Raw genomic sequence first — 23,346 nt, 5'->3', positions numbered from 1 at the left:
GTGTGCCGATTACACCACGACTATCCGATACTATTATTTGGGTCGCTCTCGGGTGTCCTCTTATGGCAGGTAATGACAGTCAGGTCTCACGGCGCAGTTTCCTGAAGGCCGCCGGCACCGCGACCGTCGCCGCGACCGCGACGAGTTCCGTTGCCGGCTGTCTCGGTGGCGGCGGTGGCGGCGGCACGCTCCGGTACGGCCGGGGTTCGCACTCCTCGACGCTCGACCCGCACAACACCACCAGCGGGGAAGTCGCGAAGGTCACCAACCAGGCCTACGAGACGCTCATCGGGTTCACGCCCGGCGAAGCGTCGCTCACGGAGAACCTCGCGACCGACTGGACGATGGACGGCTCGAACGTCACGCTCCAGCTCCGCGAGGACGTGACCTTCCACGACGGCACGGAGTTCACCGCTGACGACTTCATCGCCAGCTACCGGCGCTTCGTCGACGAGGACTACGAGCACTACTTCGAGGACGCGTCCGCGTACGGGCCGTTCACGCTCGGTAACTGGATCGACAGCGTCTCCAAGGACGGCGACTACACGCTGAACATCACGCTCACGCAGACGTACGCGCCGTTCCTCCGGAACCTCGCGATGTTCGTCTCCGTGGTCATCTCCCAGGACGCCATCGAGGGCGACACCAACCTCGACGAGGAGATGGTCGGCACCGGGCCCTTCGAGCTCTCCGAACTCGACAACGCGAACAAGCGCATCCAGCTCACCGCCTTCGACGACTACTGGGGCGACGGCGCGAACGTCGACGAACTGCTGTTCCTCACGCGCAGCCAGAACTCCACGCGGGCGCAGGCACTCATCGAGGATGAAATGGAGATCATCGACGGGCTCGACCCCGACACCATCCAGACCATCGAGGACTCCGACACCGCCTCCGCGGAGACGACGCAGGGTATCAACATCGGCTACATGAGCTTCAACATGTCCCGCGTGGAGGCGTTCCGCGACCGCCGCGTCCGGAAGGCAATCAGTTACGCCATCGACACGCAGTCCATCGTCGAGAACATCTACTCGGGCATCGCCGAGCAGGCCGACCAGCCGATTCCGCCCGCGCTGTTCGGTCACAGCGACGACCTCAGCCCGTACCCCCACGACCCCGAGCAGGCGCAGTCGCTGCTCGAAGAAGCCGGCTACGGCGACGGCTTCTCCTTCGAGCTGACGACGTTCCAGAACCCCCGCGGCTACAACCCCGCGCCGCTCCCGACCGCCGAGACAATCCGGTCGAATCTCGACGAGGTCGGCGTCAGCGTCACCATCGACGACCGGCAGTTCTCGGACTACCTCACGTACACCTCCGAGGGTCGCCACGACGCCAGCCTCGCGGGCTGGTACACTGACAACGCCGACCCCGACAACTTCTGTTACGTCCTCCTCCACCCGCAGTGCGAGGTGCCACAGGGCCAGGACTGGGTGTCGTGGGACACCGAGGGGTTCAACACGTCGAACCGGTCGGCGTGGGCGAACACCGACTTCATGAACCGCGTCGAGGAAGCGCAGACGTCCACCGAGCAGAGCGAGCGCGCACAGCTCTACCGGGAGGCGTCCCAGATTGCCCACGACGAGGCACCGTGGGTGTACATCGACTACGCCGAGGAGGTGCGCGGGGTCAGCAACCGCGTGAGCAACTACACCATCTCGGCCATCGGTGGCCCGCACCTCGACCTCGTCGAACTGGAATAACGGCCCCACGACGGGACCTTTTTAATTCTCGCACTCCCCCCTTCGCGTAATGGTCTCAAAGCGGTTCGTCGCAAAACGGTTGCTGCTCCTCGTCCCCGTGCTGTTCGGGGTGGCGACCGTCGTGTTCGCAATCCTCCACCTCTCGCCGGGCGACCCAGCGGTCGCCATCGCCGGGAACCGGGCCAGCCGGGCGTTCATCGAGCAAGTCCGGGCGGACCTCGGCCTGAACGACCCGCTCTGGCAGCAGTACCTCCGCTTCCTCGGCGACGTCGCCACCTTCGACCTCGGCCAGTCCTACCAGATCCAGCGCGGCACGCCGGTCAGCCAGATTCTCGCCGACCGCCTCCCCATCACCATCGAACTCGCGGTGCTCGGCCAGCTCGCGGGCCTGTTGTTCGGCCTGCCGCTGGGCATCCTGAGCGCGGTCAAGCAGGACACCCTCACCGACCACCTCACGCGCATCGGCGCGCTCAGCGGTATCAGCATCCCCATCTACTGGAGCGGGCCGCTGCTCATCCTGCTGTTCGCGCAGTTCCTCGGCGTCCTGCCGACCAGCGGCCGCATCGGCTCCGCGCACTTCATCGACTCCGTCACCGGCTTCATCCTCGTGGACACGCTCCTGGAGGGCGACCTCCCCGCGTTCCGGTCGGCGTTCCGGCACCTCCTGTTGCCCGTCGTGGTGCTGGGCATCTACCAGATGGCGCTCATCTCGCGGATGATGCGCTCGTCGATGATCGAGGTCATCCGCCAGGACTACATGCGGACTGCCCGCGCGAAGGGCCAGGGCGAGAAGATTACGACGATGAAACACGGCCTCCGGAACGCCTTCATCCCCGTCATCACCATCATCGGCATCCAGTTCGGGGCGCTGCTCGGCGGTGCCGTGCTTACCGAGACCGTCTTCGAAATCAACGGCATCGGCACGCTGCTGGTCAGTGCCATCAACCAGAGTGACTACCCGGTCGTGCAAGCCACCGTGCTCGTGTTCGCGGTGATGTACACGCTGGTGAACCTCCTCGTCGACGTGACGTACTCCGTCCTCGACCCCCGCATCGAACAATGAGCACCGAAACCCAAACTCCCGACGTCGAGCGTGGCATCGTCGAGCGGCTCCGCGCGAGCCCGTTTCTCTCCGAACTGCTGTCGAACCGGCTGGCCGTCCTCGGCCTCACGCTCATCGGTGGCGTGTTCGCGGTCGCCATCTACGCCCGGTTCACCTACGACCTCGGCGCGATCACGTCGACGCAGTTCGGCACGAACCCGACCGAGGCCGCGCCGAGCGCGCAGTACTGGTTCGGCACCGACGGCCAGGCCCGCGACATCTTCCCGCGCGTGCTGTACGGCGCGTGGTACGCGATGCTGTACGGCACCGTCACGGTCGCCGCCTCGACCGTACTCGGCGTCGGCCTCGGCATCATCGCGGCGTACTACGGCGACCTCACGGACAACGTCATCATGCGCACGATGGACGTGCTGTTGTCGTTCCCGTCGCTACTGTTGGCGCTCGCGCTCGTCACCATCTTCCCGGACGACCTCGGGCTGTGGCGCGCGGTCGCGGCGCTGACGCTCGTGTACACGCCGCGGTTCGCCCGCGTCGTCCGCGGTGCCGCGCTGAAAGTTCTGGAGGACGAGTACATCGAGGCGACGCGCGCGCTCGGCGCGACCGACCCCCGGCTGCTCGTGCGCCACGTGCTCCCGAACTGTCTGGCCCCTATCACCGTCCAGTCGACGCTGAACTTCGGGCTCGCCATCATCGACATCGCCGCGCTGTCCTTCCTCGGGTTCGGTGCCAGCCCCGGCGAACCGACGTGGGGGATGATGCTCTCGAACGGCGTCGAGTACGGCCTCTTCTCGGGGGCGTGGTGGTGGTCGTTCTTCCCCGGCCTGCTGCTCGCGCTGACCGTTCTCGGGTTCAACCTCCTCGGGGACGGCATGCGTGACGCGCTCGACCCGCGGATGCGGGAAGCGATTGACTGATTCTCCCCCCAGCCTGCGCGACCTCGCCGCCCGCGCGGGCCGCTGGACGCTCCGCGGCGCCGCAGTCGGCGTCACCCTCTCGCTGGTGCTACTCGCGGTCACGTCCCCGAAGGGCGCGACCGACACGGCGTTCGCGCTCGGCGCGCTCGTGCTCGGGTTCGGCGTGTTCGCGTGGGCGACCGCCGTCGGCCTCGGCGAGACGCTCCGCGGCGTCCAGCAGTACGTCGACGTCGGCTCCGCGTGGACGGAAGCCGGCGCTCGCGAGGCGTTTTTCGTGTTGTCGTGGGCGGGCGCGGGCTGGGCGTTCGCCGCCGCGCTCGTGTCGGTCGCACTCGGCGTCTAACCGGGGCGAATCTGCGTGCCGGCGTCGCCCGCGACCGCCGCAGCAATATCCTCGGTTTCCGCGACGGCCGCGCGCTCGCCGCCCGCGTCGAGAAACCGCAGACACGCCCGCACTTTCGGCTGCATGCTCCCCTCGCCGAACTCGCCGCCGGCGAGGTGTTCGCGCAGCTCCGTGGCGGTCGCGTCCTCGATACGCGACTGCTCGGGCGTCCCGAAGTCCGTGTAGACACAGGGGACGTCCGTCGCCATCACCAGTACGTCGGCAGCCACGCGCTCGGCGACGAGCCGCGTCGTGTGGTCCTTGTCGACGACCGCCGCTACTCCCTCGATGTCGCCGTCCGCGACGGCCACCGGGACGCCGCCACCGCCGCCGCAGACGACGGGTGCGCCGTCCGCGCCGAGGCTCTCGATGCGCTCGCCCTCCAGCACTCGCGTCGGCTCGGGGGACGGGACGACCCGCCGGTACGCCGTCTCGCCCTCGGGCGTCGTCACTTCTGCCGTCTCGAACTCGCGCTCGCGGGCCTGCTCAGCGCTCAGGTACGGGCCGATTGGCTTCGACGAATCGCCGAACGCCGGGTCCTCGGGGTCGACCGCTACTTGGGTGACGACCGACGCGACGCTGGCGTCGACGCGCTCGTGGAGGGCCTGCTGGAGGAGGTAGCCGATTTGGGCCTGCGTCTCCGCGACGAGCACGTCGAGGGGGCGCTCGGGCGCGTCCGAGGTCTCCTGTTGGCGGAGCAGCGCGCCGACCTGCGGGCCGTTCCCGTGGGTCAACACGAGGCCGTGGCCCTCGTCGTGGAGTGCTCGGAGTTCGTCGGCGGTCGCCTCGATTCGCTCGCGCTGGGCGGCTATCGTGGCTTCGCCGCCCGGCGCGAGCGCGTTCCCGCCGAGCGCGACGACCGTTCGCATACGTGGACGGTCGCCACCGCGCCACTAAGCCCTGCCGGCAGCTCTGCTCAGGCGCGGACGTTCTCGCCGTCGTGGTCGCCGAAGCCCTCGCCGTCCCAGACGACCGTCCCGCGCACCATCGTCAACTCAGGGAACACGCCGCTCATTCCCTCGAACGGCGTCCACCCGCACTTCGAGTGGAGGTCGTCGCCGCGAATTTCTTGGGAGGCGTCCGGGTCGACGAGCACGAGGTCGGCATCCCGTCCGGCTTCGATGCGCCCCTTGTCGGGCAGGTCGAAGATGTCCGCGGGGTTCGCGGCGGTGACGTCCCGCACGCGCTCGTAGCTCAGTCGCCCCTCGCTGGCGGTCTGGAGCAGCAGCGGGAGCGCGGTCTCGACGCCCGGCACGCCGGAGGGCGCGTCCCAGATGCTCGCGTCCTTCTCGTCGCGCGTGTGGGGCGCGTGGTCGGTCGCCACGACGTCCACCTCGCCGTCCGCGAGTCGCTCGAACAGCGCCTCGCGGCGCTCCTCGCTGCGCAGCGGCGGGTTCATCCGCCCGAACGTCCCCAACTCGTCGAGGTCCTCGCGCGAGAGGAAGAGATGGTGGGGCGTCACCTCGCAGGTCGCGCCGCCCGCCCGCGCCGCGTCAACGCCCTCGGGCGTCGACGTGTGCGCGACGTGAACCGTCGCGCCGACGTTCCCGCCGACACCGACCGCGCGCTCGACGGCCGCCTCCTCGGCCTCGGCGGTCCGGTACGCGCTCCACGCGTCCGCGTCGTCGCGGTCGTGCGCGTCCGCTCGCGGCTCGTCGCCGCTCGCTGTGTCCGTGCTGCTTGGCAGCACGCTCTCGGAGAACAGGTCGGCGTCCTCGGCGTGCACGGTGACAACCACGTCCTCCTCGGCCGCGCGCCGACACGCGTCCGCGAACAGGTCCGCGTCGATACCCATGTCTCCGGTCGAGTCCGCGAGGAACACCTCCCCGAGCGCGAACAGCGGCCGGTCGAACAGCGTTTCGGGGTCCCAGTCCGCCGTGATGCCGCCGTTGATACCCCAATCCACGAGCGAGTCGGCGGCGTACTCGGCCTTCTCGTCGAACGCCGCGCCCGTCACCGTCGGCGGCTCCGTGTTCGGCTGGTCGACGACGGTGGTGACGCCGCCCGCCGCCGCGCTCCGCGACCCCGTCGCCCACGTCTCCTTGTGCCCGTAGCCGGGCTGGCGGAAGTGCACGTGCGCGTCTATCATCCCTGGCAGCAGGCGCTTCCCTGTAGCGTCGACGAGCGTCTCCCCGTCGAGGTCCTCGCCCACCGCGTCGATGCGGCCGTCCTCGATTCGGATGTCGCGCTCCCGCCCGTCCGCCAGCGTCGCGTTCCGGATTACTCGCATACGTGGTCGTCTTCAGGCACCGGCCTAAGTACTGCGGAGACGTACTCACCGCTCGCTACTCGGTGCCGCCTCCTAGAAAGCCCTCGGCACGCTCGCGCACGCTCCGCGACATATCCGCTCGCTACGCTTCGCGGATAGTGGTCGCGGATCGCACACGGCCTCCGGCCGCGAGCGCGCCTCGCCCTTTCAATCCGCCAGGCCTACCGGCTGTTTCAATTGCTGAGCGTCTGGTCGTCGGTCACGAAAGCCGTTCCACGTCGACCTCTGCATCGCCGACGAGCGCGCTCTCCAATTCGTCCCTGACGCGTTCCGTGTCGCCGCCAGCGGTTGCGACGCTTCCCACTGACTTCGGGTCGAACGGCACCCCCAGTTTCGGGTAGACAGCAGAGAGCACGTCGGCAATCTCGTCGCGGTCGTCGACAACGAGCACGCCCGACGTGAGTGCGGCGTCCTTCGTCACGCGCTGGGCGATGCCCGCGAGTTTGCCGTCCGCGGAGACGGAGTGGTCGCCCGGGCAGAACGACTCGGGTGGTTCGCCCTCGTGGGCGTCCACGCCGACCGCCGCGAGCGCGTCGACGACGTCCGCGACCATCGCGTCGTAGCGCTCCTGGAGGCCCGTGCGGACGCCCTCGACTGGCGTGACTCTGGCGAACGCGCGCGTCGTCTCCGTGTACGCGACCGCGCGCCCGCCGACGCTGCGCTCGATTGGTGGGAAACCGTGCTCTCGTGCAGCCTCGCGGGCCGCCTCGTAGCCGTCGCTGTTGGTATCTCTGCGGCCGAACGCGAGTTGGTGGCCCGGAGCCCACACGCGGACCGCCGGCTCGCCAGTCTCCCCGACGGAATCGAAGAGGTCACGGGTCGCCGCGCGGTCGGCGTCGGGGCTGTCGGCTCGCCCGCGGAGCACGCGCATACCGGTCCTTCGACCGACGGCGGTAAATCCTCACGGTCCGATTCGCGGGTATGGTCACGCTGGACGGCGACGTGCTCGCGCGCTACCCGCGGGTGTCCCTCTACAACTCGCCGTACCCCGCCCACGACACCGGCTGTGCGGTCGACTTGTACCCCCAGACCGCTCGCGCACCTAGCCCGGTCGCAGGCGACGTCGTGGAGACGCGGACCGTCCGCTGCCCGTCGAAGCCGTACGCCGTCGACCACGACCACCTCATCGTCGTGGACACGGGCGACTTCCTCGCGCGCATCCTCCACGTCGCGCCCGCCGTCGAAGCCGGCGACACCGTCGTAGTCGGCGACGACCTCGGGCGGATGGTGCGCTCGGGCTTCTTCGCGCCGTGGGTCGACAACCACGTCCACCTCGGCTTCCGCGAGCGCGACGGCGACGCCGTGCGAGCGTCGGGGTCCCTCCCGCTCGACCTCGACGCGCCCGTCGAACCAGTATCGTGGGACGGCACCGGCGAGGTCGTCGAAACCGGGGGGACGTACGCGCTGCTCGACGCGCCCGAACACCACGCACCGGGTGAGTGTTTCGCCGGTATCGCCATCGACGACGGCCGCGTGCTTGACGGCGGGGTCCCGCACTACGAGGGCGGTGGCGTCTTCGGGCAGGGTGAGACCGACGATTCGGTTTCGTTCCTCGGCACGCACGCCGGCGACGTCGCGGACGGCCGCACCGTCGCGTGGCGGGACGTCACCGTGACGGCGAACGGCGAACCGGTTCGCGGGCTCTCGCTGTGGCTCGGCATCGACCGGCTCGGCGTCAAACTCGTCGCGCCCGAACACGACCTCGCGGTCGGCGACAGCGTCACGGTCGGCGTCGAGTAGCGGTTCCCTGGGGCCGCGTCGCGTCGAGACCCGCCCACGCTCTTAATCGTCGCCGCGTACGTGCTCGTGTTGCTGTTCGCCGCCGGCGCAGCGCTCCTATCGGAACGCGACCTCTTCGCGGTCGAGGACCTCGCCGAACAGCCAGTCGGCGTGGTCGAGGGCGTACTCGCGGTGTTCTTCCTCGATGTAGCCGATTGCGTCCTCGACGAGCACCGGCCGGTAGTCCCGCAGGCCCGCGCTCCCCGCGGTGTGGAGCACGCAGACGTTCGCCAGCGTCCCACAGACCAGCAGGTCGTCGACGCCGTGCGTGTCGAGGTGGCCTTCGAGGCCGGTCTGGTAGAACGCGTCGTAGGTGTGTTTCTCCACGACGTAGTCCTCGTCGCGCACGTCGAGGCGGTCGTGGAGCTGGGCATCCCACGTCCCCTCGACGACGTGTTCGCCCCAGCGCTCGAACTCGTCGTAGTAGCGATTGTCCTCGAACTGTTCGGGCGGGTGGACGTCCCGCGTGCAGACGACGCTCGCGTCCGCTTCCCGCGCTCGGGAGACGAGGGCCGTCACGGGGTCGACGACCTCCTCGCTGGCGGGTGCGTACAGACTCCCTTCGGGGTGGCAGAAGCCGTTCTGGACGTCCACGACGACGACCGCGGTGCTGTCGGGGTCGAACTCCATGCGCGAGTGCTCGCCGGCGAGCCACTAAGCCGTTGGGCCAGCCCACGCGGGTAGTGTTCAGATAAGGATTCATCTGAACACAGCTTCAGCCGGCGAACCAGCCGATTTCCTGGTGGATTGAAAGGGCGAGGCGGTCTCGACGAACCCCGGCGACGTAAGCACGTGAGCGACCAACGGGAGCGAACGCGCGCAGCGAGCCGCGGGAGTCGAGACCACCGAGGGCTTTCAAAACGCAACGGCATCTCCGCTACTTTCGTCTGCTTATCTGAACACTGCCGCCCACGCGCGGTGTGCCTGTGCGTAGCGTTTTACCCCGTCGAGACCGAACCGCGTGTAATGACACGCCGTACTCTGGCCGTGGCGTTCGTCGCGCTGGTCGTGCTCGCCGGCTGTCAGTCCCCCGCTGGGACTGGTGGCGGGGCCGTCGAGACCACGACTGCGCCCGCGACGAGCGACTTCGACTACGCCGACCCCGCCGGCGACACGCTCGGCTGGGAGGGCGGCTACTGGCACAACGAGTCCCTCCCCGTGACCGTCGACGACGGCCTCAACGAAACCGAACGCGACCAGGTCATCAATCGGTCGATGGCGCGGGTCGAACAGCTCCGCAGCCTCGAATTCGAGGAGCCGGTCCCCGTGGACGTCATTTCGCGGTCGACGTACCGCGACGAGTACACCGGCTCCGGGAACTCCAGCGACGCGATGGCGACGTTCGACAACGTGAAATTCGAGGCGCTGTTCCTCGTCGGCGAGCGCAACGACTCGCTGTCCGTCCAGAACTCCAACCGCGGGTCGAACGTGCTCGGATTCTACACGCCACGGGACGACCGCATCGTCGTCATCGCCGAGTCCGAGACACCGACCATCGACGAGAACACGCTCGGTCACGAGCTGATGCACGCGCTGCAGTTCCGGAACTTCCAGGCGAACTTCTCCTCGCCCACCCGGGACAAGGCCAACGCCCACAACGGCCTCATCGAGGGCGAAGCGAGCTTCCTCGACAGCCAGTACGGCGACCGTTGCGGTGCCGAGTGGGAGTGCGCCACGCCCGAAGCCGCGGGCGGTGGTGGCGGGGGCGGCGGGAGCATCCACCTCGGCGTCTACATGATGAAGTACTTCCCGTACAGCGCGGGGTCGGCGTTCGTCGAGCACGTCCACAGTGACGGCGGCTGGGACGCGGTCGCGGGCGTCTACGACGAGCCGCCGGCGTCCTCCGAGCAGGTTGCCCAGCCCGAGAAGTACGGCAGCGACCAGCCCCGCGACGTCACGCTTCCCGACCGCTCTAGCGACGACTGGGAGCGCGTCACGCCGGGCGGCCGCGCGCCCCACGGCGAAGTCGGCGTCGGCGGGCTCACCGCGATGTTCGGCTACCCCGCCTACGAGCAGGACCGCCACCCGCAGGACGCCGTGTTGAACCCGCTGAACTACGGCGCGAACGGCAACATCGACCAGGATTCGCCGTTCGACTACGCCACCCAGCCCGTCGCGGGCTGGGACGGCGAGCAGCTCTGGGTGTACGAGAACGGCACCGAGACCGCGTACACGTGGCGGCTCGCCTTCGACTCCGACGGCGAGGCCCGCGAGTTCGCGCGGACGTACCGCCAACTCCTCCAGTACTGGGGTGGCGAGCGCGTCGATGCCCAGACCGCGCGCTGGCGCATCCCCGAGAACGAGAGCGAGTTCGCGGACGCGTTCCGCGTCACGCGCTCCGGGAACGAAGTCACTATCGTGAACGCGCCGACAACCGACGACCTCGACGACGTCCACTCGAAGTAGGGAGGCGAGGCTTTTTCGCTGGGGCGGGTCTACCCGCAGGCATGCAGGCTACTCGCCGGGTGGTTGCGTGACCTTCGACGTCGTGCCGCCGGAGGCCATCGAGAGCGGCCGCGCGACCGACGCGTACTTCGAGCGCACCGAGACGACGCTGGAGTTCGCCGGGAAGAACCCCCGCGTGGTCACGGAGGTGACCGCCGACCAGTTCCCGACCGGGGAGTTCGAACTGTTCGCGGGCGTCAAGGACGCCGCCCACCTCCTCGAAGGCCTCCCCGTCGACGTGGACGCTATCTCTGAGGGGACGCTGTTCGACGGCGGCCCCGTCCTCCGCATCGAGGGCGACTACCGCGACTTCGCGCGCTACGAAACCTCGCTGCTGGGCTTCCTCTCGCATGCCTCCGGCGTCGCGACCGCCGCGCTCGAAGCCCGCCGCGCCGCGCCCGACTCACAGGTGCTGAGCTTCGGCGCGCGCCACGTCCACCCCTCGATTGCGGCGATGGTCGAGCGCTCCGCGCTCGTCGGCGGCCTCGACGGATTCTCCCACCTCGCCGCCGGCGACGTCATCGGGCGCGAAGCCGGCGGGACGATGCCCCACGCCCTCCTCATCTGCTTCGGGCGCGGCAACCAGGAGGCGGCGTGGCGCGCGTTCGACGACGCCGTCGACGAGTCGGTCCCGCGGGTTGCGCTCTGCGACACGTACAGCGACGAGAAGGACGAAGTCCTGCGCGCCATCGACGAACTCGGCGACGACCTCGACAGCGTCCGCCTCGACACCACGGGCTCGCGCCGCGGCGACTTCCGGCACATCGTCCGCGAGATTCGCTGGGAGCTGGATGCCCGCGACCGCCGCGACGTCGACGTCTTCCTCAGCGGCGGTCTCGGCCCGACGGAACTCCGGGAGCTCAGGGACGTCGCGGACGGCTTCGGCGTCGGCAGCCACGTCTCGAACGCCGACCCCGTGGACTTCGCGCTCGACATCGTGGAAGTCGATGGCGAGCCCGCCGCCAAGCGCGGGAAGCTCTCCGGGAAGAAAGACGTCTACCGCACGCGCGACGGCGGCCACCACGTCGGCCTCGCCGCCCGCCCCGGCCCGACGGACGGCACGTCGCTTTTGGATCCGCTGATTCGGGACGGCGACCTCGTCCGGTCGTTCAGCATCGAGAACGCCGCCGACCGCGCGCTCGACGACGCCGGGCGTGTCGGGTTCAGGGATAGCGCGGAGTAACAGTAGCGCGCGCTTCTACGCGGTGAGTTCTTCGACGGGTTCCTCGGCGTCCTCGCCGGTCTCCCGGAACACCTGTCCCTCGAAGAGGGTGACCATCACGTCGTCGTCCTCCCACGCGCCGTTCGGGAGGCCCGCCTTCCGGCACGTCCGGTCGAGGTACTCGAAGACGCTCCAGTCGTTCTCGACGGGCAGCGTCGGATACATCCAGCCGTGCTTGCCGTCGCCGTCGATGGCGACGCCGTGCACGCCGAGCTCGATGTCCTCGACGGGGTCGTCCGTGAGAACGAGATTCGAGACGGTGCAGACGGAGACGCGGAGGTTCGGCAGCTCCGCGGCCTCGACTTCGGAGCCACACGACGCCTCCGAGGCGGCCTTGATGGACGCCTCGACGATGGCGTGCCCGAGCTGCTGGTCGCGGCTCCCGAGGTCGCGGGCGGACTCTTGGGCGCCCGCACAGCCTCGGAGTCGGCCGCGGCCGTGGGTCGACTCCAATCGCACGAACGCGCTCGTTCGGTTGTAGAAGGCGTCCCGCATGCTTCCGGGCTGCTCGCGCTGGCCGTTCTGGACGAACGCCTCGACGGATTCGCGTGCTAGTTCAACCGTCCGAGCGCCGTCCTCGAAGGAAAGTACTACTGACTGGGCCTCGGCCATACGACTCTATTTATGGCAAGGATTAACTTGAACTCTTCCCCTCACGGGCGAGAACCGTGAAGGATTTCTCCTCGGCTGCGTAGGACGGCCGAATCGCGGAACGTGAGACGGATTCGCGCGTACTGATTGGAACGTTGACAACGATTCTGTATAATTCCGCCGGCCACAAGGTTGAATACTCGACGTGGTTCGTCGACACGCGCTTCGACGGCCCGCCCAACCGAACCCCTTAACGCCGCGGCACTCCTAGAACCAGCGAGCAGAGGGAGCCTGGCTCCCGTGCCGAGAGGCATGAGGAAAGTCCCCCCACCCGTTCGGGCAGGCGGCCGGATGCAAATCCGGGACGGGAGACCGTCGGCACTGGAACAGAGACGACACGTCCCTCCCCCACCGATGAGGCGTGCGACCCGACCCGCGAGGGAAGGAAGCTAACCCGCCGAGGGAAGCGCGGCTTCGCCGCGTTAAACGCGAACGGCGCAAGCCGTGAGCTGGCGTGGTCGGCGTCAGCCGACCACGTTACGGGCGAGCGGTGTAACCGCGAGCCCCGATGCGAACGGCGTCCCCGTTCGCTGAAGGAAGGGGACCGATGGAACGGCTAATCCCCGCCGGTGCAAGTCCACGCGCGCAAGGTAGCCCGACACGCCCGCAAGGGGCCGTGTGGACGCTCAGCCGAATGCCAGGCCGAACAGAAGGGGGCTTACTCCCCTCGAGCTCGTACCTTTTTGCGGAGTCGATGCGCGACCCCGCAAAAATCTATGCCGCGAGAGCTTGCTCTCCCGAACCCTGTCTCGCGTCGCTCGACAGGACGCTAAAAGACAGCGACCGCTATCGGCTGTACGCGCTCGCGTTACGCTTCGAACCCGTCTTCCCACCGGAACGTCCCGTCGCGCTGGACGACTTCCCCGTCGACTTCGAGGAACGAGTCCTCGCTGACGTCCGTAATCATGTCCACGTGGACCGCGGAGTCGTTGGCCTCGTCCTCGTGGCCCTCGGGGTAGTTGGATTCGTACGCGCGGCCGACCGCGAGGTGGACGGTATCGCCCATCTTTTCGTCGAAGAGGATGGAGTCGGTGAATTGGTCGATGCCGCGGTTCATCCCGATACCGAGTTCCCCGAGACGACGCGACCCCTCGTCGGTATCCAGCACCTCGCCGACAACGCTCTCGTTCTGGGCGGCGCTGTAGTCGACGGCTTCGCCATCCTCGAACGTCAGGTGGACGTCCTGCACGCGCTCGCCGCGAATCGTCATCGGGACGTCGAAGAACACCTCACCCTCGGTGGCGTGGGGCGCGGTGAACACCTCGCCGGACGGGAGGTTGTGGGAGTCGTATTCGACGGACGCCGCGGAGTTCACGGCAGTCCGGTTCTCGATGCTCATGGTGAGGTCGGTGTCCTCCTTGACGAGCCGGACCTCGCTGCCCGCGTCGAGAATCTCTTTCATGTTCGCCATCTGGTCGGCGAGGCTCTCCCAGTCGCGGAGGATGGCGTCGTACGCGAACTCCCGGTACTCCGCGAAGGACATGTTCGCCTGCTGGGCGAGCGACCGCGTCGGGTGGACCGTCGACACCCAGTCCGTGTCCATCCGGGCCTCCCGGATGCCTTGCCGGGCTTTCGACTGCGCGCGCCGTGTCTCCGCGGGGATGTCCGAGCCCTCGCTGGTGTTGCGGCCGCCGCCGATGGAGAGCACGACGTCGGCGTTCTCGTAGAGCGCGAGTTCGTACTCGGGGTCCTCGTCGAAGTCGTCGCCGTGGGCGAGCGCCCACGCGCGCTGGAGTTCGTTCGAGTCGTAGACGGAGACGAGATTCGCGCCGCGCTCGCCGACCGTCTCGGCGACCGCAACCGCGAGCTCGTGGGCGTCCGGGCCGACGCGCAACACGACGTCGTCACCAGCGTCGACGCGCGCGCTCCAGTCCACCAGCACTTCGGCGTGGTCCTCGATGCGGGGGTCCATATCCTGCTCTCGCGGGCGGCGGCGAAAAAGCAGCCGGGTTCCGGACGGTGCTGGGGGCTACACCTGTGCTTCGACGAGTCCCGCGACGTCGGCCATCTCCTCGCCGAGCAACACGAGCGCGTCGTCGAGGCTCACCAGCCGGACGACGTCGCCCGCGTCGTCCACGAGCGGGAGCCGGCGGACGCCCTCGTCGCGCATCGTCTCCACGACTTCGAATATCTCCGCGCTCTTCTCGGCCGTGACGGGATCGGGCGTCATCACCTCGTCCACGGTCGTCTGTTCGGGGTCGATGCCGTCCCGGAGTGCGAGCGCGAGGTCCCGGTCAGTGACGATGCCTGTGAGGTCGGTCGTGTCGCTCGTGACGACGACACTGCCGACGTCTTCTGCGTGCATCGTCTCCGCGACCTGATCGAGGAACGCGTCCTCGGGGAGGCGTACGACGTCCTCGATTCGTGGCGCTGTTGGGTCGACCATGCTCGCGAGGTCGCTCGCGCGCCAGTAGAAGGTGGTGGCCGCCCTACTCGTAGACGAGGACGGTGCCGAACGACGTCTCGATGACGGCGACTTCCTCGCCGGTCTGGGCGTGGTACTCCGTCTCGACGGTCAGCCAGTCGGCGTCGAGTTCGTACGTCTCGCCGGCGGCTTCGACGGTGACGACGTCGCCGGAGTGCATCTGCGCCTGAATCTCGGCGGGGTCGGCGGCGTCGACGGCCTGCATCACCGCGCCCGCCTCGCTGCGGAACTCGGGGCCGATTTCGGACTCGTCGGCGTCGACCTCGACCGGGACGAGTTCGATGTCCGGGCGGCCCTCCACGAGCTTGATGGGGGCGTTGACGGTCTCGCTGAGGTCGTACGTGTCGAGGCTCGCCTCCTGGCCGGGCTCGAAGTAGAGCTCGATGCGGTCGAGGGGTTCGTTCAGCGGGATGTGGTTCTCGGACTTCCACGCGCGGACCTCGCTGGCGGTCTCGGCGATGTACTCGCCGGCGACCTCCGCGTCCTCGTCGAGCATGTCGACCTCGGGCCACGCGGCGTTGTGGACGCTGCCCTCGGTGCCCGGGAGGTGGTTCCAGATTTCCTCCGTGACGTGCGGGCTGAACGGCGACAGCATCCGGACGACCGCCGTAACCGCGGTGTAGAGGGTCTTCTCGGCAGCGGCGCGCTCGCCCGGCCGGCCGTTGTACAGCCGGCCTTTGACCAGCTCGACGTAGTCGTCGGCGAGGTCCTCCCACGCGAACTCGCGGAGCGTGCGCAGCGCGGTGTCGAAGCGGTACGCCTCCATCTCGGCTTCGACCTCGTCGGCGACCCGCGTCAGTTCCGAGAGCAGCCAGCGGTCGGCGTCCCGGTAGGCCGGGTCGCTGACGTCGGGCGTGTCCTCGTCGAAGTGCCCGCCCGCGAACTTCACGATGTTCCAGAGCTTCGTGAGGAAGCGGGAGGCGGACTTGACCTCCTTCCACTGGAACTGGACGTCGCTGCCGGGCTGGCCGCCGAGCGCGAGTGCCTGGCGGACGGCGTCCGCGGAGTACTCCTCGATGGCCTCGTCGGGCGCGACCACGTTCCCGCGGGACTTGGACATCTTGTTGCCGTCCGGGCCGAACACCATGCCGTTGACGAGGATGTCGTCCCACGGCGCTTCGTCGGTGAGCGCGCCCGTCCGCAGGAGCGTGTAGAACGCCCACGTGCGGATGATGTCGTGGCCCTGCGGCCGCAGGCCGACGGGTTCGAACTCGTCGAGGTCGATGTCCTCGGGCCACCCGGAGATGTGCAGCGGCGTAATCGAGGAGTCCATCCACGTGTCCATGACGTCGGTCTCGCCGCGCCAGTCGTGGCTGTCACACTCGGGACACGCGCCGACAGCGGGGTCTTCCTCGTCGGGGTCGACCGGCGTCTCGGCGCGGTCCGCGATGTGCCAGTGGCCACAATCGGTGCACTCCCAGGCGGGAATCGGCGTCGCGAAGACGCGCTGGCGGGAGATGACCCAGTCCCACTCCATGCCCTCCGCCCAGTCGACGAGGCGGTCGTGCATGTGCTCGGGAATCCACTCGACCTCCTCGGCCTTCTCCAGGACGAGGTCCTGGTCGACCTCGACGAACCACTGCTCCTTGGAGAGAATCTCGATGGGCGTGTCACACCGCCAGCACGCGCCGACGCTCTGCTCGGTGGGCTCGGTGCCGTTCAGGTGGCCCTCGTCGTCGAGCGCGTCCGCGATTTCGCCCTTCGCGTCGTCGATGGACAGCCCCGCGAAGTCGCCGGCCTCCTCGGTGAGGTGGCCGTCCTCGGTGAACACCGACCGGAGGTCGAGGTCGTACTCGGCCCACCAGTCGACGTCCTGCTTGTCCCCGAACGTACAAATCATGACGGCGCCGGTCCCGAAGTCGGGGTCGACGTCGTCGTCCGCGAGCAGTTCGACCTCCTGGCCGAACAGCGGGACCTCGAACGTGTCGCCGACGCGGCCCTCGAAGCGCTCGTCGTCGGGGTCGACCGCCATTCCGACGCAGGCCGCCAGCAGTTCCGGGCGCGTGGTCGCGATTTCGATGTCGTCGTTGCCGACGCCCTCGAACGTGACGTAGTACAGCGTGCCCTCGCGGTCGACGTTCTCGACTTCCGCGTCCGCGATGGCGGTCTCGCAGCGCGGGCACCAGTTGACGGGGTGCTCGTCGCGGTAGACCATCTCCTGGTCGGCCATCTCGACGAACGACGACTGCGTCTGTCCCCAGTACTCGGGGTCCATCGTGCGGAACTCCGCCGACCAGTCCTGGGAGAAGCCCAGCTCCCGCATCGTCTGTTTCATCTCCGAGATGCGGGCCTCGGTGTGCTCGACGCACATCTCCCGGAACTCCTCGCGGGAGACGTCCGTGCGGTGGATGTCGTGGTTCTCCTCGACTTTGACTTCGGTCGGGAGGCCGTGGCAGTCCCAGCCCTGCGGGAAGAGGACGGCGTCGCCCTGCAGGCGGTGGAAGCGCGCGACGAAGTCGATGTACGACCACTGCAGGCCGTGGCCGAGGTGGAGGTTCCCGGTGGGGTACGGCGGCGGCGTGTCGACGACGTACTGGGTGTCCGACTCGGCGGGGTCGAACTCGTAGACGTCGGAGTCCTGCCAGTCGTCTTGCCACTCGGTCTCGATGCGGTCGGGGTCGTAGCTGTCCGGAATGTTCGTCATAGCTGGGTGGGTCGTCGGCCGCGGTCGCGTGTCTGTGTGTCCGGTTCGTGACGAGAAGAGGGCTTACACACGTACTACCGCGAGCTCGACGCGCATACGTCAGCGGAGCGGTGGCGCGGCCATAAAGGTTCCCGTCCCGGGTGGGGCCGTGGCACGACGCCCGCTCCGGCCGGAACCGCGACGCGCCGACGCCGTTCCTTTAGGTGGGCCGAAAAACCGACGGCCTTTTATTCTTTAGGCGAACCTAAACGAGTATGCGACGACGCACGTTCATCAAGTCCGGGACCGCAGCCACCGTCGCCGGCCTGCTCGCCGGCTGTACCGGCGACTCGCGGAATGAAGAGACGACCACAGAGTCGAGCACGACCGCCGGCACGACGACCGACGAGGGAACGACCACCCAGACCGACGACGGCTCCTACACCGTCTCGATGGCCCCCATGGGCGACGTCACCTTCGACTCCGTGCCCGAGACGTGGGTTGCGAACAACGGGAGTTGGGCGGACATGGGCGTCGCGCTCGGCCGCGAGCCGCCGGAAGCCGTCTGGCTCGCCAACCGCTACCACACCCGGTACTACGACGAAATCGACGGCGTCTCCGTCGACGCCAGCGGCATGACCTCCCTCTATCAGGGCGGCGTCGACAGGGAGCTGTTCTACTCGCTGGACGCCGACGTCCACGTCATCGACCCGAACTTCCTGATGAACCGCTTCAGCGGCTGGAACCAGGCCGACGTCGACGAGATTAGCGAGGGCGTCGCGCCGTTCTTCGGCAACAGCATCTTCTCGACCGGCTACGACTGGCACAGCGACTACCAGTACTACACGCTGTACGAGGCCTTCGAGAAGCTCGCGCAGCTGTTCCAGCGCACCGACCGCTACGAGGCCTTCGCCAGCCTCCACGAGGACTTCCAGTCCCGGGTCAGCAACGTCGTGCCCGCCGAGGGCGAGCGCCCGCGCGTCGCCATCATGTGGGCGTCCGGCGACGAGCCCACGTCGTTCTCCCCGTACCTCGTCAGCGACGGAACGAGCTTCAAGCAGTGGCGCGACCTCCAGGTCCGGGACGCCCTCGACGAGACCGACGTCCGCGACTTCCACGCCTCCCGCGCCGAAGTCGACTTCGAGACGCTGCTCGAAATCGACCCGGACGTTCTCCTGCTGCGCGGCCAGGAACACAAGACCGCCGAGGAGTTCCAGAACACGATCGTCTCGTTCCTCCAGGACGATACCACCGCCAGCGACCTCACCGCCGTCCAGAACGGCGACGTCTACCGCGGCGGCCCGCTCTACCAGGGGCCGATCACGAACCTCGTGCTCACCGAACGCGCGGCACAGCAGGTCTACGACGTCGACGAGGAGCTGTTCGACCGCGAGCAGGTCGCGAACATCGTCAACGGCGACTTCTGAGCGCGGCCCGGCTACTTTTTCGCGAGACGAGCGCGAAAGCCAGCAGTAACACGCTGTAACGTAACCCGGATACTGGCTAGCTAAGCAGGAAGAGCGTGGATTGGAAATCGCTAGGTGCAGTATAGAAGTGTATCAACGGTAACTCGAAAATCGCGCTATTCTTCCCCGCCTTCTGGTTACGTTTGACGGCTATTGTTGATGTTTCGTGGTCCGGTTAGTTCGTGGAGAATCTTTCGTAGACGAGTGCGAGGCCGATAGAGAGAATAGTGATTGGAACGGCGAACAGCAGGGTTAACGGCACCGCTTCGACGACTGCTTCCCTGAGGGGGCTGGGTGCAATGTTCCCAAGTTCAACGAGCCGAATGAAAACTGCGTAGATGGGAGCGAGGACGATGAGGAAGGCGACCAGAACCCCTCGATTCTCGTGATAGTAGTATGCAGCCGCCAGTAGGAGTAACACTACAACTCCGCCTTGAGTAGTGTTTACGAGGAGAGGGACAATATCTGTGTTATATAGGGACGAAATGTAAACTGCTGAGAATACTGCTACTGAGAGGAGGGTTGCTACAGCAGTTCTATTGACCTCTTGACCGAAGCAGTATTCCACGATATTTGTCTTCGACACTTTCATGGACGGTAGAATGGCCGAATAGTAGAAAATTCTTTTCCGATAGGGCTGGTGTCCGAAACGCAATTCGCCCACAAACTTCGCAGACAATTCAGTACAGTCTCAGTCGCAACGAAAAGTCCGCATCGTACCCCAGAGAGAAGCAACCACCAGCCACGAATCAGAATACGCGCGGCGAAGACGCGCGTTTCACTGCGACCGAGCAGTGACCGCTACAGTTCGCCGACGTCCTGCTGGCGGCGCATCAGGTAGAGGAAGTACGGGCCGCCGATGACGCCGGTGACGATGCCGACGGGCACCTGGCCGACGGGGAGCGCGAGCCGCGCGACGACGTCCGCGGCGACCATCAGCGCGGGGCCGGCGAACAGGCAGCCCGCCATCAACTGCTTGTAGTCGCTGCCGACGATGTTCCGGACGACGTGCGGGATGAGCAGGCCGACGAAGCCGACGATGCCCGCGATGGCGATGCTCGCGGCGGCGGCGAGCACGGCGACGCCCGCCAGGAGGAAGCGCGTGCGTTCGACGGCCATGCCCAGCGAGCGCGCGGTCTGCTCGCCGAGCGCGAGCACGTTCAGTTGGCGGGCGCTCACCATCGACAGCCCGACCGCGCCGACCGCCCACGGGAGCGCGGGCCGGATGTGCCGCCACTCGACGCCGGTCAGCGACCCCGTCGTCCACGCGATGGCGCTCTGGACGACGCCGAGGTCCTCCGCGAAGTAGAACATCCCCTGCTGGAGGGAGGTGAAGACGGTGCTGACGATGACGCCCGCGAGCACGAGCCGGACGGGACTGGTGCCGTTCTGCCACGCGATGGCGTACACGAGCACGAACGCGGCCGCGCCGCCGAGCGCGGCGATGATTGGGAGGTAGGCGTTGAGCCCGCTGAACACGACGAGCGTGAGGAGGATGGCGAGGCCGGCCCCGGAGGACACGCCGAGGATGTAGGGGCTGGCGAGTTCGTTGCGCGTGACCGCCTGGAAGATAGCGCCCGAGACCGCGAGGCTCGCGCCGACGACGACGGCTGCGACCACGCGCGGCAGCCGGATGGTCCAGACGACGACCGTGTCCGTCGCGAGGCTCGGGAGTTCGCCCTGGAAGCCCGTAATCGTCCGCATCAGCGACTCGCCGACGACGAATTTCAGCAGCCAGCGCGGGTCGTAGAGCACGTCGGTGTCGAACAGCGCGGCCAGCGCCTGTTCGAGGGTCATCGGGTACGAGCCGTACCGGACCTGCACGACCGCGCCGGCCGCGACGACGACGAGGCTCGCGGCGACAACGGCGAGCAGCGAGCGGTCGATCTCGTCGCGGAGGCGCTCGGAGTCGCCTACTGACATGCGTCCCTCCGCGTGCGTCGTCGAGTGGGTCGTTCGTCGTGGGGGGCTGGGCGGGGCCGAGTCGTGTCCATCTACTTTAGGGTTGCCTAAACGACGCAAAAGGATTTCGTTCCGCGCTCCGGCGGGTGGACCCGGCGACCGGGGGCACGCTCAGTCCAGCGACCCCTTCGGGATGATTTGGGGGTCGGGCGTGTACGAAATGGCCGCGTCCACGCCGAACACGTCCGAGAGCAGTTCCTCGGTCAGCACCTCGACCGGCGGCCCCCAGTCGTAGACCGCGCCGTCTTCGAGCGCGACGAGGTAGTCCGCGCGGCGCGCCGCCTGCGCGATGTCGTGGAGGATCACGCCGACCGTGACGCCGTCCTCCTCGTTGAGCCGCTCGATAGTCTCCATCACGCGCAACTGGTGGTGGAGGTCGAGGTACGTCGTCGGCTCGTCGAGCAGCAACACGTCCGGCTCCTGGGCGAGCACCATCGCAATCCACGCGAGCTGCTTCTGTCCGCCGCTGAGCCCGCCGACCTCGCGCTCGCGGAGGTGGTCGACGCCCGCGAGGTCGATGGCGCGCTCGACCGCCTCGCGGTCCTCGTCGGTCACGGCGTCGAAGAACCCGCGGTGCGGGTAGCGCCCGTGGTAGACGAGGTCCTCGACGGTGATGGAGCCCGGCGAGGTGTTCTCCTGGGAGAGCAAGCCGAGTTCGCGGGCGAGCTCCTTCTGTCCGTACTCCTGGATGTCCTTGCCGTCGAGGACGACCGCGCCCGCGTCGCGGTCGAGGTGGTTCGACAGCGCCTTCAGCAGCGTCGACTTCCCGCTGCCGTTCGGCCCGACGAACGCGGTAATCTCGCCTTCCGGGATGTCGACGCGGTCGCAGGTCACGACCGGCTCCTCGGCGGTCGCGTAGGTCACTTCGAGGTCGTCACCGAACAGCGCCGAACGGGCCTCCTCGCCGGCCTCGCTCGCCCGTTCCGCGCGCTCGGCGGTGGTTCCTTCGAGCGACACTACCGCTCACCCCGAGAGCCAGTCCGGTTGACGCCGACGCTTCGTAACACGGTCGTGGTTTAGGCGGGCCTAAGGTTAATCGTTTTCCCTTCGACCGCCGCCCTCCAGCGCCGCCACGCGCTCCCGCAATCCCTCGATTTCGTGCTGTAACTCCGCGTTCGACGCGGATTCGCGCTCGACGGTCGCGCTGACGGCGACCAGTATCGGTACCGTCAGCGCGAACGCAGCGCCGAGCACGACCAGCCACGTCGGCACCGCGACGTCCAGCGCCAGCAGGAGGACGGCGTCGTTCACGAGCACGACCGCGAGGACCACCGGGAGCGTGCGCATGTCCGCGAGTCGCGGCCCAGCCGACTGAAACCTTGTGGTCGCGCCGTTCCGACCGCGACGGGGCAACCGCAACCACTACCTTCCGGCCCCGGAAGTTCGTCGTATGGAACTCGGCGTTATCGGTCTCGGCCGCATGGGACGCATCGTCGTCGACCGGTGTCTGGACGCGGGCCACGACGTGGTCGCGTTCGACATCGACGCGGACGCCCGCACGAGTGCGGCGGACGCCGGCGCGACGCCCGCAGAATCGATTCCCGACCTCGCGGCGGAACTCGGCGACGAGAAGCGCATCTGGCTGATGGTCCCCGCGGGCGACCCCGTCGACGCCGCGCTCGACGAACTCGCGCCCGAACTCGACGGGGTCGAGCCACGCTCGACCGAATCAGCGAGCGGGCAACGCCCGCGAGGCGACGTGGTCGTGGACGGCGGCAACAGCCACTTCGAGGACTCCACGCGGCGCGCCGGCGAATACGAGTTCGCGTACCTCGACTGCGGCACCTCCGGCGGCCCCGCTGGCGCGGAACTTGGCTTCTCGCTGATGGTCGGCGGCCCCGAGTGGGCGTACGACGAGCTCGTGCCCGTCTTCGACGCGGTTGCGACCGGCCCGGACGGCCACGACCGCATGGGACCTGCGGGCTCGGGCCACTACGTGAAGATGGTCCACAACGGCGTCGAATACGCGCTCATGCAGGCGTACGGCGAGGGCTTCGAACTCCTCCACGAGGGTCGCTACGACCTCGACCTCGAGGCCGTCGCGAACACGTGGAACAACGGTGCCGTCATCCGCTCGTGGCTGCTCGAACTCTGCGAGGAAGCGTTCCGCGAGGAGGGCAACGACCTCGGTGACGTCGCCGACCACGTCGCCGGCGGCTCCACGGGCACGTGGACGGTTCAGGAGAGCCTCGAACAGGAGGTTCCGCTCCCGATTATCTACCAGGCGCTCGCCGAGCGCTTCGACTCTCGTGCCAGCGGTGACGGCGAGGGGCGGTTCGCGCGGCGGCTGGCGAACCGGCTGCGGTACGGGTTTGGCAGACACGAGGTTGCTCGGAAGGAGTGAGCGGAGCGAGCGACTGAGAGCAACTACTGGCCGAACGGGGAGCGGAGCGACCCGTGAGGCAGGTCGCTCGGAAGGAGTAGCGTGGTTCGGAGGAAGAGCGT

General features: G+C 67.9%; 21 protein-coding genes and 1 other RNA gene. 10 read left to right on the top strand and 12 right to left on the bottom strand.

Annotated features, from left to right (window positions below; genetic code table 11):
* Positions 1-62: 62 nt before the first annotated feature.
* Genes LT974_RS15000 through LT974_RS14985 form a run of 4 tightly spaced genes read left to right on the top strand, consistent with a single transcriptional unit; the run spans position 63 to position 4,020 of the window.
* A complete protein-coding gene (locus tag LT974_RS15000; protein WP_232588428.1) occupies positions 63-1,700 on the top strand; it encodes an ABC transporter substrate-binding protein in 1,638 nt (545 codons plus the stop codon).
* Positions 1,701-1,749: 49 nt separating this feature from the next.
* Positions 1,750-2,763, top strand: coding sequence for an ABC transporter permease (locus tag LT974_RS14995; RefSeq protein WP_232588427.1), 1,014 nt, complete (start codon positions 1,750-1,752; stop codon positions 2,761-2,763).
* On the top strand, positions 2,760-3,677 hold the full coding sequence (locus LT974_RS14990; protein WP_232588426.1) for an ABC transporter permease: 918 nt from the start codon (positions 2,760-2,762) through the stop codon (positions 3,675-3,677). The genes LT974_RS14995 and LT974_RS14990 overlap by 4 nt, the downstream gene beginning before the upstream one ends.
* The gene (locus LT974_RS14985) at positions 3,670-4,020 is read left to right on the top strand and encodes a DUF7268 family protein (RefSeq protein WP_232588425.1); all 351 of its coding nucleotides are present in this window, start codon (positions 3,670-3,672) and stop codon (positions 4,018-4,020) included. Before LT974_RS14990 ends, LT974_RS14985 begins: the two co-directional genes overlap by 8 nt.
* Here LT974_RS14985 and LT974_RS14980 read toward each other — a convergent pair.
* The 3 genes from LT974_RS14980 to LT974_RS14970 form a co-directional block, all read right to left on the bottom strand.
* Positions 4,017-4,928, bottom strand: a complete 912-nt coding sequence (locus LT974_RS14980) for a carbamate kinase (protein WP_232588424.1) — start codon at positions 4,926-4,928, stop codon at positions 4,017-4,019. The genes LT974_RS14985 and LT974_RS14980 overlap by 4 nt on opposite strands.
* A gap of 47 nt (positions 4,929-4,975) precedes the next feature.
* Positions 4,976-6,289, bottom strand: coding sequence for a dihydroorotase (locus LT974_RS14975; protein WP_232588423.1), 1,314 nt, complete (start codon positions 6,287-6,289; stop codon positions 4,976-4,978).
* 238 nt (positions 6,290-6,527) lie between these two features.
* Positions 6,528-7,199 (bottom strand): lipoate--protein ligase family protein, encoded by a 672-nt coding sequence (locus LT974_RS14970; RefSeq protein ID WP_232588422.1) that lies wholly within the window; start codon positions 7,197-7,199, stop codon positions 6,528-6,530.
* A 50-nt stretch (positions 7,200-7,249) separates the two neighbouring features.
* Between LT974_RS14970 and LT974_RS14965 the strand changes: the two genes are divergently transcribed.
* Positions 7,250-8,068, top strand: a complete 819-nt coding sequence (locus LT974_RS14965) for a hypothetical protein (RefSeq protein ID WP_232588421.1) — start codon at positions 7,250-7,252, stop codon at positions 8,066-8,068.
* 96 nt (positions 8,069-8,164) lie between these two features.
* On the opposite strand, the gene LT974_RS14960 is transcribed toward LT974_RS14965, so the two are convergent.
* Positions 8,165-8,737 (bottom strand): cysteine hydrolase family protein, encoded by a 573-nt coding sequence (locus tag LT974_RS14960; RefSeq protein WP_232588420.1) that lies wholly within the window; start codon positions 8,735-8,737, stop codon positions 8,165-8,167.
* A gap of 336 nt (positions 8,738-9,073) precedes the next feature.
* Here LT974_RS14960 and LT974_RS14955 point away from each other — a divergent pair, with 336 nt between their 5' ends.
* Positions 9,074-10,513 carry an Hvo_1808 family surface protein gene (locus tag LT974_RS14955; protein ID WP_232588419.1) on the top strand — a complete coding sequence of 480 codons (1,440 nt, stop codon included), beginning with the start codon at positions 9,074-9,076 and terminating at the stop codon, positions 10,511-10,513.
* Positions 10,514-10,580: 67 nt separating this feature from the next.
* Positions 10,581-11,735, top strand: coding sequence for a nicotinate phosphoribosyltransferase (locus LT974_RS14950; protein ID WP_232588418.1), 1,155 nt, complete (start codon positions 10,581-10,583; stop codon positions 11,733-11,735).
* 15 nt (positions 11,736-11,750) lie between these two features.
* On the opposite strand, the gene LT974_RS14945 is transcribed toward LT974_RS14950, so the two are convergent.
* Complete coding sequence (locus tag LT974_RS14945) at positions 11,751-12,386, bottom strand: TIGR00296 family protein (RefSeq protein ID WP_232588417.1); 636 nt, start codon at positions 12,384-12,386, stop codon at positions 11,751-11,753.
* Between the two features lie 258 nt (positions 12,387-12,644).
* Between LT974_RS14945 and rnpB the strand changes: the two genes are divergently transcribed.
* An RNA gene (gene rnpB / locus LT974_RS14940) (RNase P RNA component) lies at positions 12,645-13,099 on the top strand.
* A 134-nt stretch (positions 13,100-13,233) separates the two neighbouring features.
* Here rnpB and LT974_RS14935 read toward each other — a convergent pair.
* The 3 genes from LT974_RS14935 to LT974_RS14925 are packed head-to-tail and all read right to left on the bottom strand — an operon-like array spanning position 13,234 to position 17,494.
* Entirely contained in the window at positions 13,234-14,337 is a 1,104-nt protein-coding gene (locus tag LT974_RS14935; protein ID WP_232588416.1) for an aminopeptidase, read from the bottom strand.
* A gap of 57 nt (positions 14,338-14,394) precedes the next feature.
* Positions 14,395-14,811, bottom strand: a complete 417-nt coding sequence (locus LT974_RS14930; protein ID WP_232588415.1) for a CBS domain-containing protein — start codon at positions 14,809-14,811, stop codon at positions 14,395-14,397.
* A 43-nt stretch (positions 14,812-14,854) separates the two neighbouring features.
* Positions 14,855-17,494, bottom strand: coding sequence for a valine--tRNA ligase (locus LT974_RS14925; RefSeq protein WP_232588414.1), 2,640 nt, complete (start codon positions 17,492-17,494; stop codon positions 14,855-14,857).
* Between the two features lie 254 nt (positions 17,495-17,748).
* Here LT974_RS14925 and LT974_RS14920 point away from each other — a divergent pair, with 254 nt between their 5' ends.
* The gene (locus LT974_RS14920) at positions 17,749-18,900 is read left to right on the top strand and encodes an ABC transporter substrate-binding protein (protein WP_232588413.1); all 1,152 of its coding nucleotides are present in this window, start codon (positions 17,749-17,751) and stop codon (positions 18,898-18,900) included.
* A gap of 214 nt (positions 18,901-19,114) precedes the next feature.
* On the opposite strand, the gene LT974_RS14915 is transcribed toward LT974_RS14920, so the two are convergent.
* The 4 genes from LT974_RS14915 to LT974_RS14900 all read right to left on the bottom strand — a co-directional run bounded on the left by LT974_RS14915 (position 19,115) and on the right by LT974_RS14900 (position 22,188).
* Positions 19,115-19,531, bottom strand: a complete 417-nt coding sequence (locus LT974_RS14915) for a hypothetical protein (protein WP_232588412.1) — start codon at positions 19,529-19,531, stop codon at positions 19,115-19,117.
* A 209-nt stretch (positions 19,532-19,740) separates the two neighbouring features.
* A complete protein-coding gene (locus LT974_RS14910; protein ID WP_232588411.1) occupies positions 19,741-20,862 on the bottom strand; it encodes a FecCD family ABC transporter permease in 1,122 nt (373 codons plus the stop codon).
* A 150-nt stretch (positions 20,863-21,012) separates the two neighbouring features.
* Positions 21,013-21,858 carry an ABC transporter ATP-binding protein gene (locus LT974_RS14905; RefSeq protein ID WP_408611689.1) on the bottom strand — a complete coding sequence of 282 codons (846 nt, stop codon included), beginning with the start codon at positions 21,856-21,858 and terminating at the stop codon, positions 21,013-21,015.
* Positions 21,859-21,933: 75 nt separating this feature from the next.
* Positions 21,934-22,188 (bottom strand): hypothetical protein, encoded by a 255-nt coding sequence (locus LT974_RS14900; protein WP_232588410.1) that lies wholly within the window; start codon positions 22,186-22,188, stop codon positions 21,934-21,936.
* Between the two features lie 103 nt (positions 22,189-22,291).
* Here LT974_RS14900 and LT974_RS14895 point away from each other — a divergent pair, with 103 nt between their 5' ends.
* Positions 22,292-23,245: a decarboxylating 6-phosphogluconate dehydrogenase gene (locus LT974_RS14895; protein ID WP_232588409.1), complete on the top strand. Its 954-nt coding sequence runs from the start codon at positions 22,292-22,294 to the stop codon at positions 23,243-23,245.
* The last annotated feature ends 101 nt before the right edge of the window (positions 23,246-23,346 follow it).

It is taken from the genome of Halobacterium noricense (genome assembly GCF_021233435.1).
Taxonomy (GTDB): Archaea; Halobacteriota; Halobacteria; order Halobacteriales; family Halobacteriaceae; genus Halobacterium; species Halobacterium noricense.
This window is presented reverse-complemented; position numbering and strand designations above follow the sequence as displayed.

Coding starts and splice junctions, on each gene's coding strand:
- LT974_RS14910 (WP_232588411.1), bottom strand. CDS start 20,862: ATGTCAGTAGGCGACTCCGAGCGCCTCCGCGACGAGATCGACCGCTCG.
- LT974_RS14945 (WP_232588417.1), bottom strand. CDS start 12,386: ATGGCCGAGGCCCAGTCAGTAGTACTTTCCTTCGAGGACGGCGCTCGG.
- LT974_RS14895 (WP_232588409.1), top strand. CDS start 22,292: ATGGAACTCGGCGTTATCGGTCTCGGCCGCATGGGACGCATCGTCGTC.
- LT974_RS14960 (WP_232588420.1), bottom strand. CDS start 8,737: ATGGAGTTCGACCCCGACAGCACCGCGGTCGTCGTCGTGGACGTCCAG.
- LT974_RS14955 (WP_232588419.1), top strand. CDS start 9,074: ATGACACGCCGTACTCTGGCCGTGGCGTTCGTCGCGCTGGTCGTGCTC.
- LT974_RS14915 (WP_232588412.1), bottom strand. CDS start 19,531: ATGAAAGTGTCGAAGACAAATATCGTGGAATACTGCTTCGGTCAAGAG.
- LT974_RS14990 (WP_232588426.1), top strand. CDS start 2,760: ATGAGCACCGAAACCCAAACTCCCGACGTCGAGCGTGGCATCGTCGAG.
- LT974_RS14920 (WP_232588413.1), top strand. CDS start 17,749: ATGCGACGACGCACGTTCATCAAGTCCGGGACCGCAGCCACCGTCGCC.
- LT974_RS14995 (WP_232588427.1), top strand. CDS start 1,750: ATGGTCTCAAAGCGGTTCGTCGCAAAACGGTTGCTGCTCCTCGTCCCC.
- LT974_RS14970 (WP_232588422.1), bottom strand. CDS start 7,199: ATGCGCGTGCTCCGCGGGCGAGCCGACAGCCCCGACGCCGACCGCGCG.
- LT974_RS14975 (WP_232588423.1), bottom strand. CDS start 6,289: ATGCGAGTAATCCGGAACGCGACGCTGGCGGACGGGCGGGAGCGCGAC.
- LT974_RS14935 (WP_232588416.1), bottom strand. CDS start 14,337: ATGGACCCCCGCATCGAGGACCACGCCGAAGTGCTGGTGGACTGGAGC.
- LT974_RS14925 (WP_232588414.1), bottom strand. CDS start 17,494: ATGACGAACATTCCGGACAGCTACGACCCCGACCGCATCGAGACCGAG.
- LT974_RS14930 (WP_232588415.1), bottom strand. CDS start 14,811: ATGGTCGACCCAACAGCGCCACGAATCGAGGACGTCGTACGCCTCCCC.
- LT974_RS15000 (WP_232588428.1), top strand. CDS start 63: ATGGCAGGTAATGACAGTCAGGTCTCACGGCGCAGTTTCCTGAAGGCC.
- LT974_RS14900 (WP_232588410.1), bottom strand. CDS start 22,188: ATGCGCACGCTCCCGGTGGTCCTCGCGGTCGTGCTCGTGAACGACGCC.
- LT974_RS14980 (WP_232588424.1), bottom strand. CDS start 4,928: ATGCGAACGGTCGTCGCGCTCGGCGGGAACGCGCTCGCGCCGGGCGGC.
- LT974_RS14965 (WP_232588421.1), top strand. CDS start 7,250: ATGGTCACGCTGGACGGCGACGTGCTCGCGCGCTACCCGCGGGTGTCC.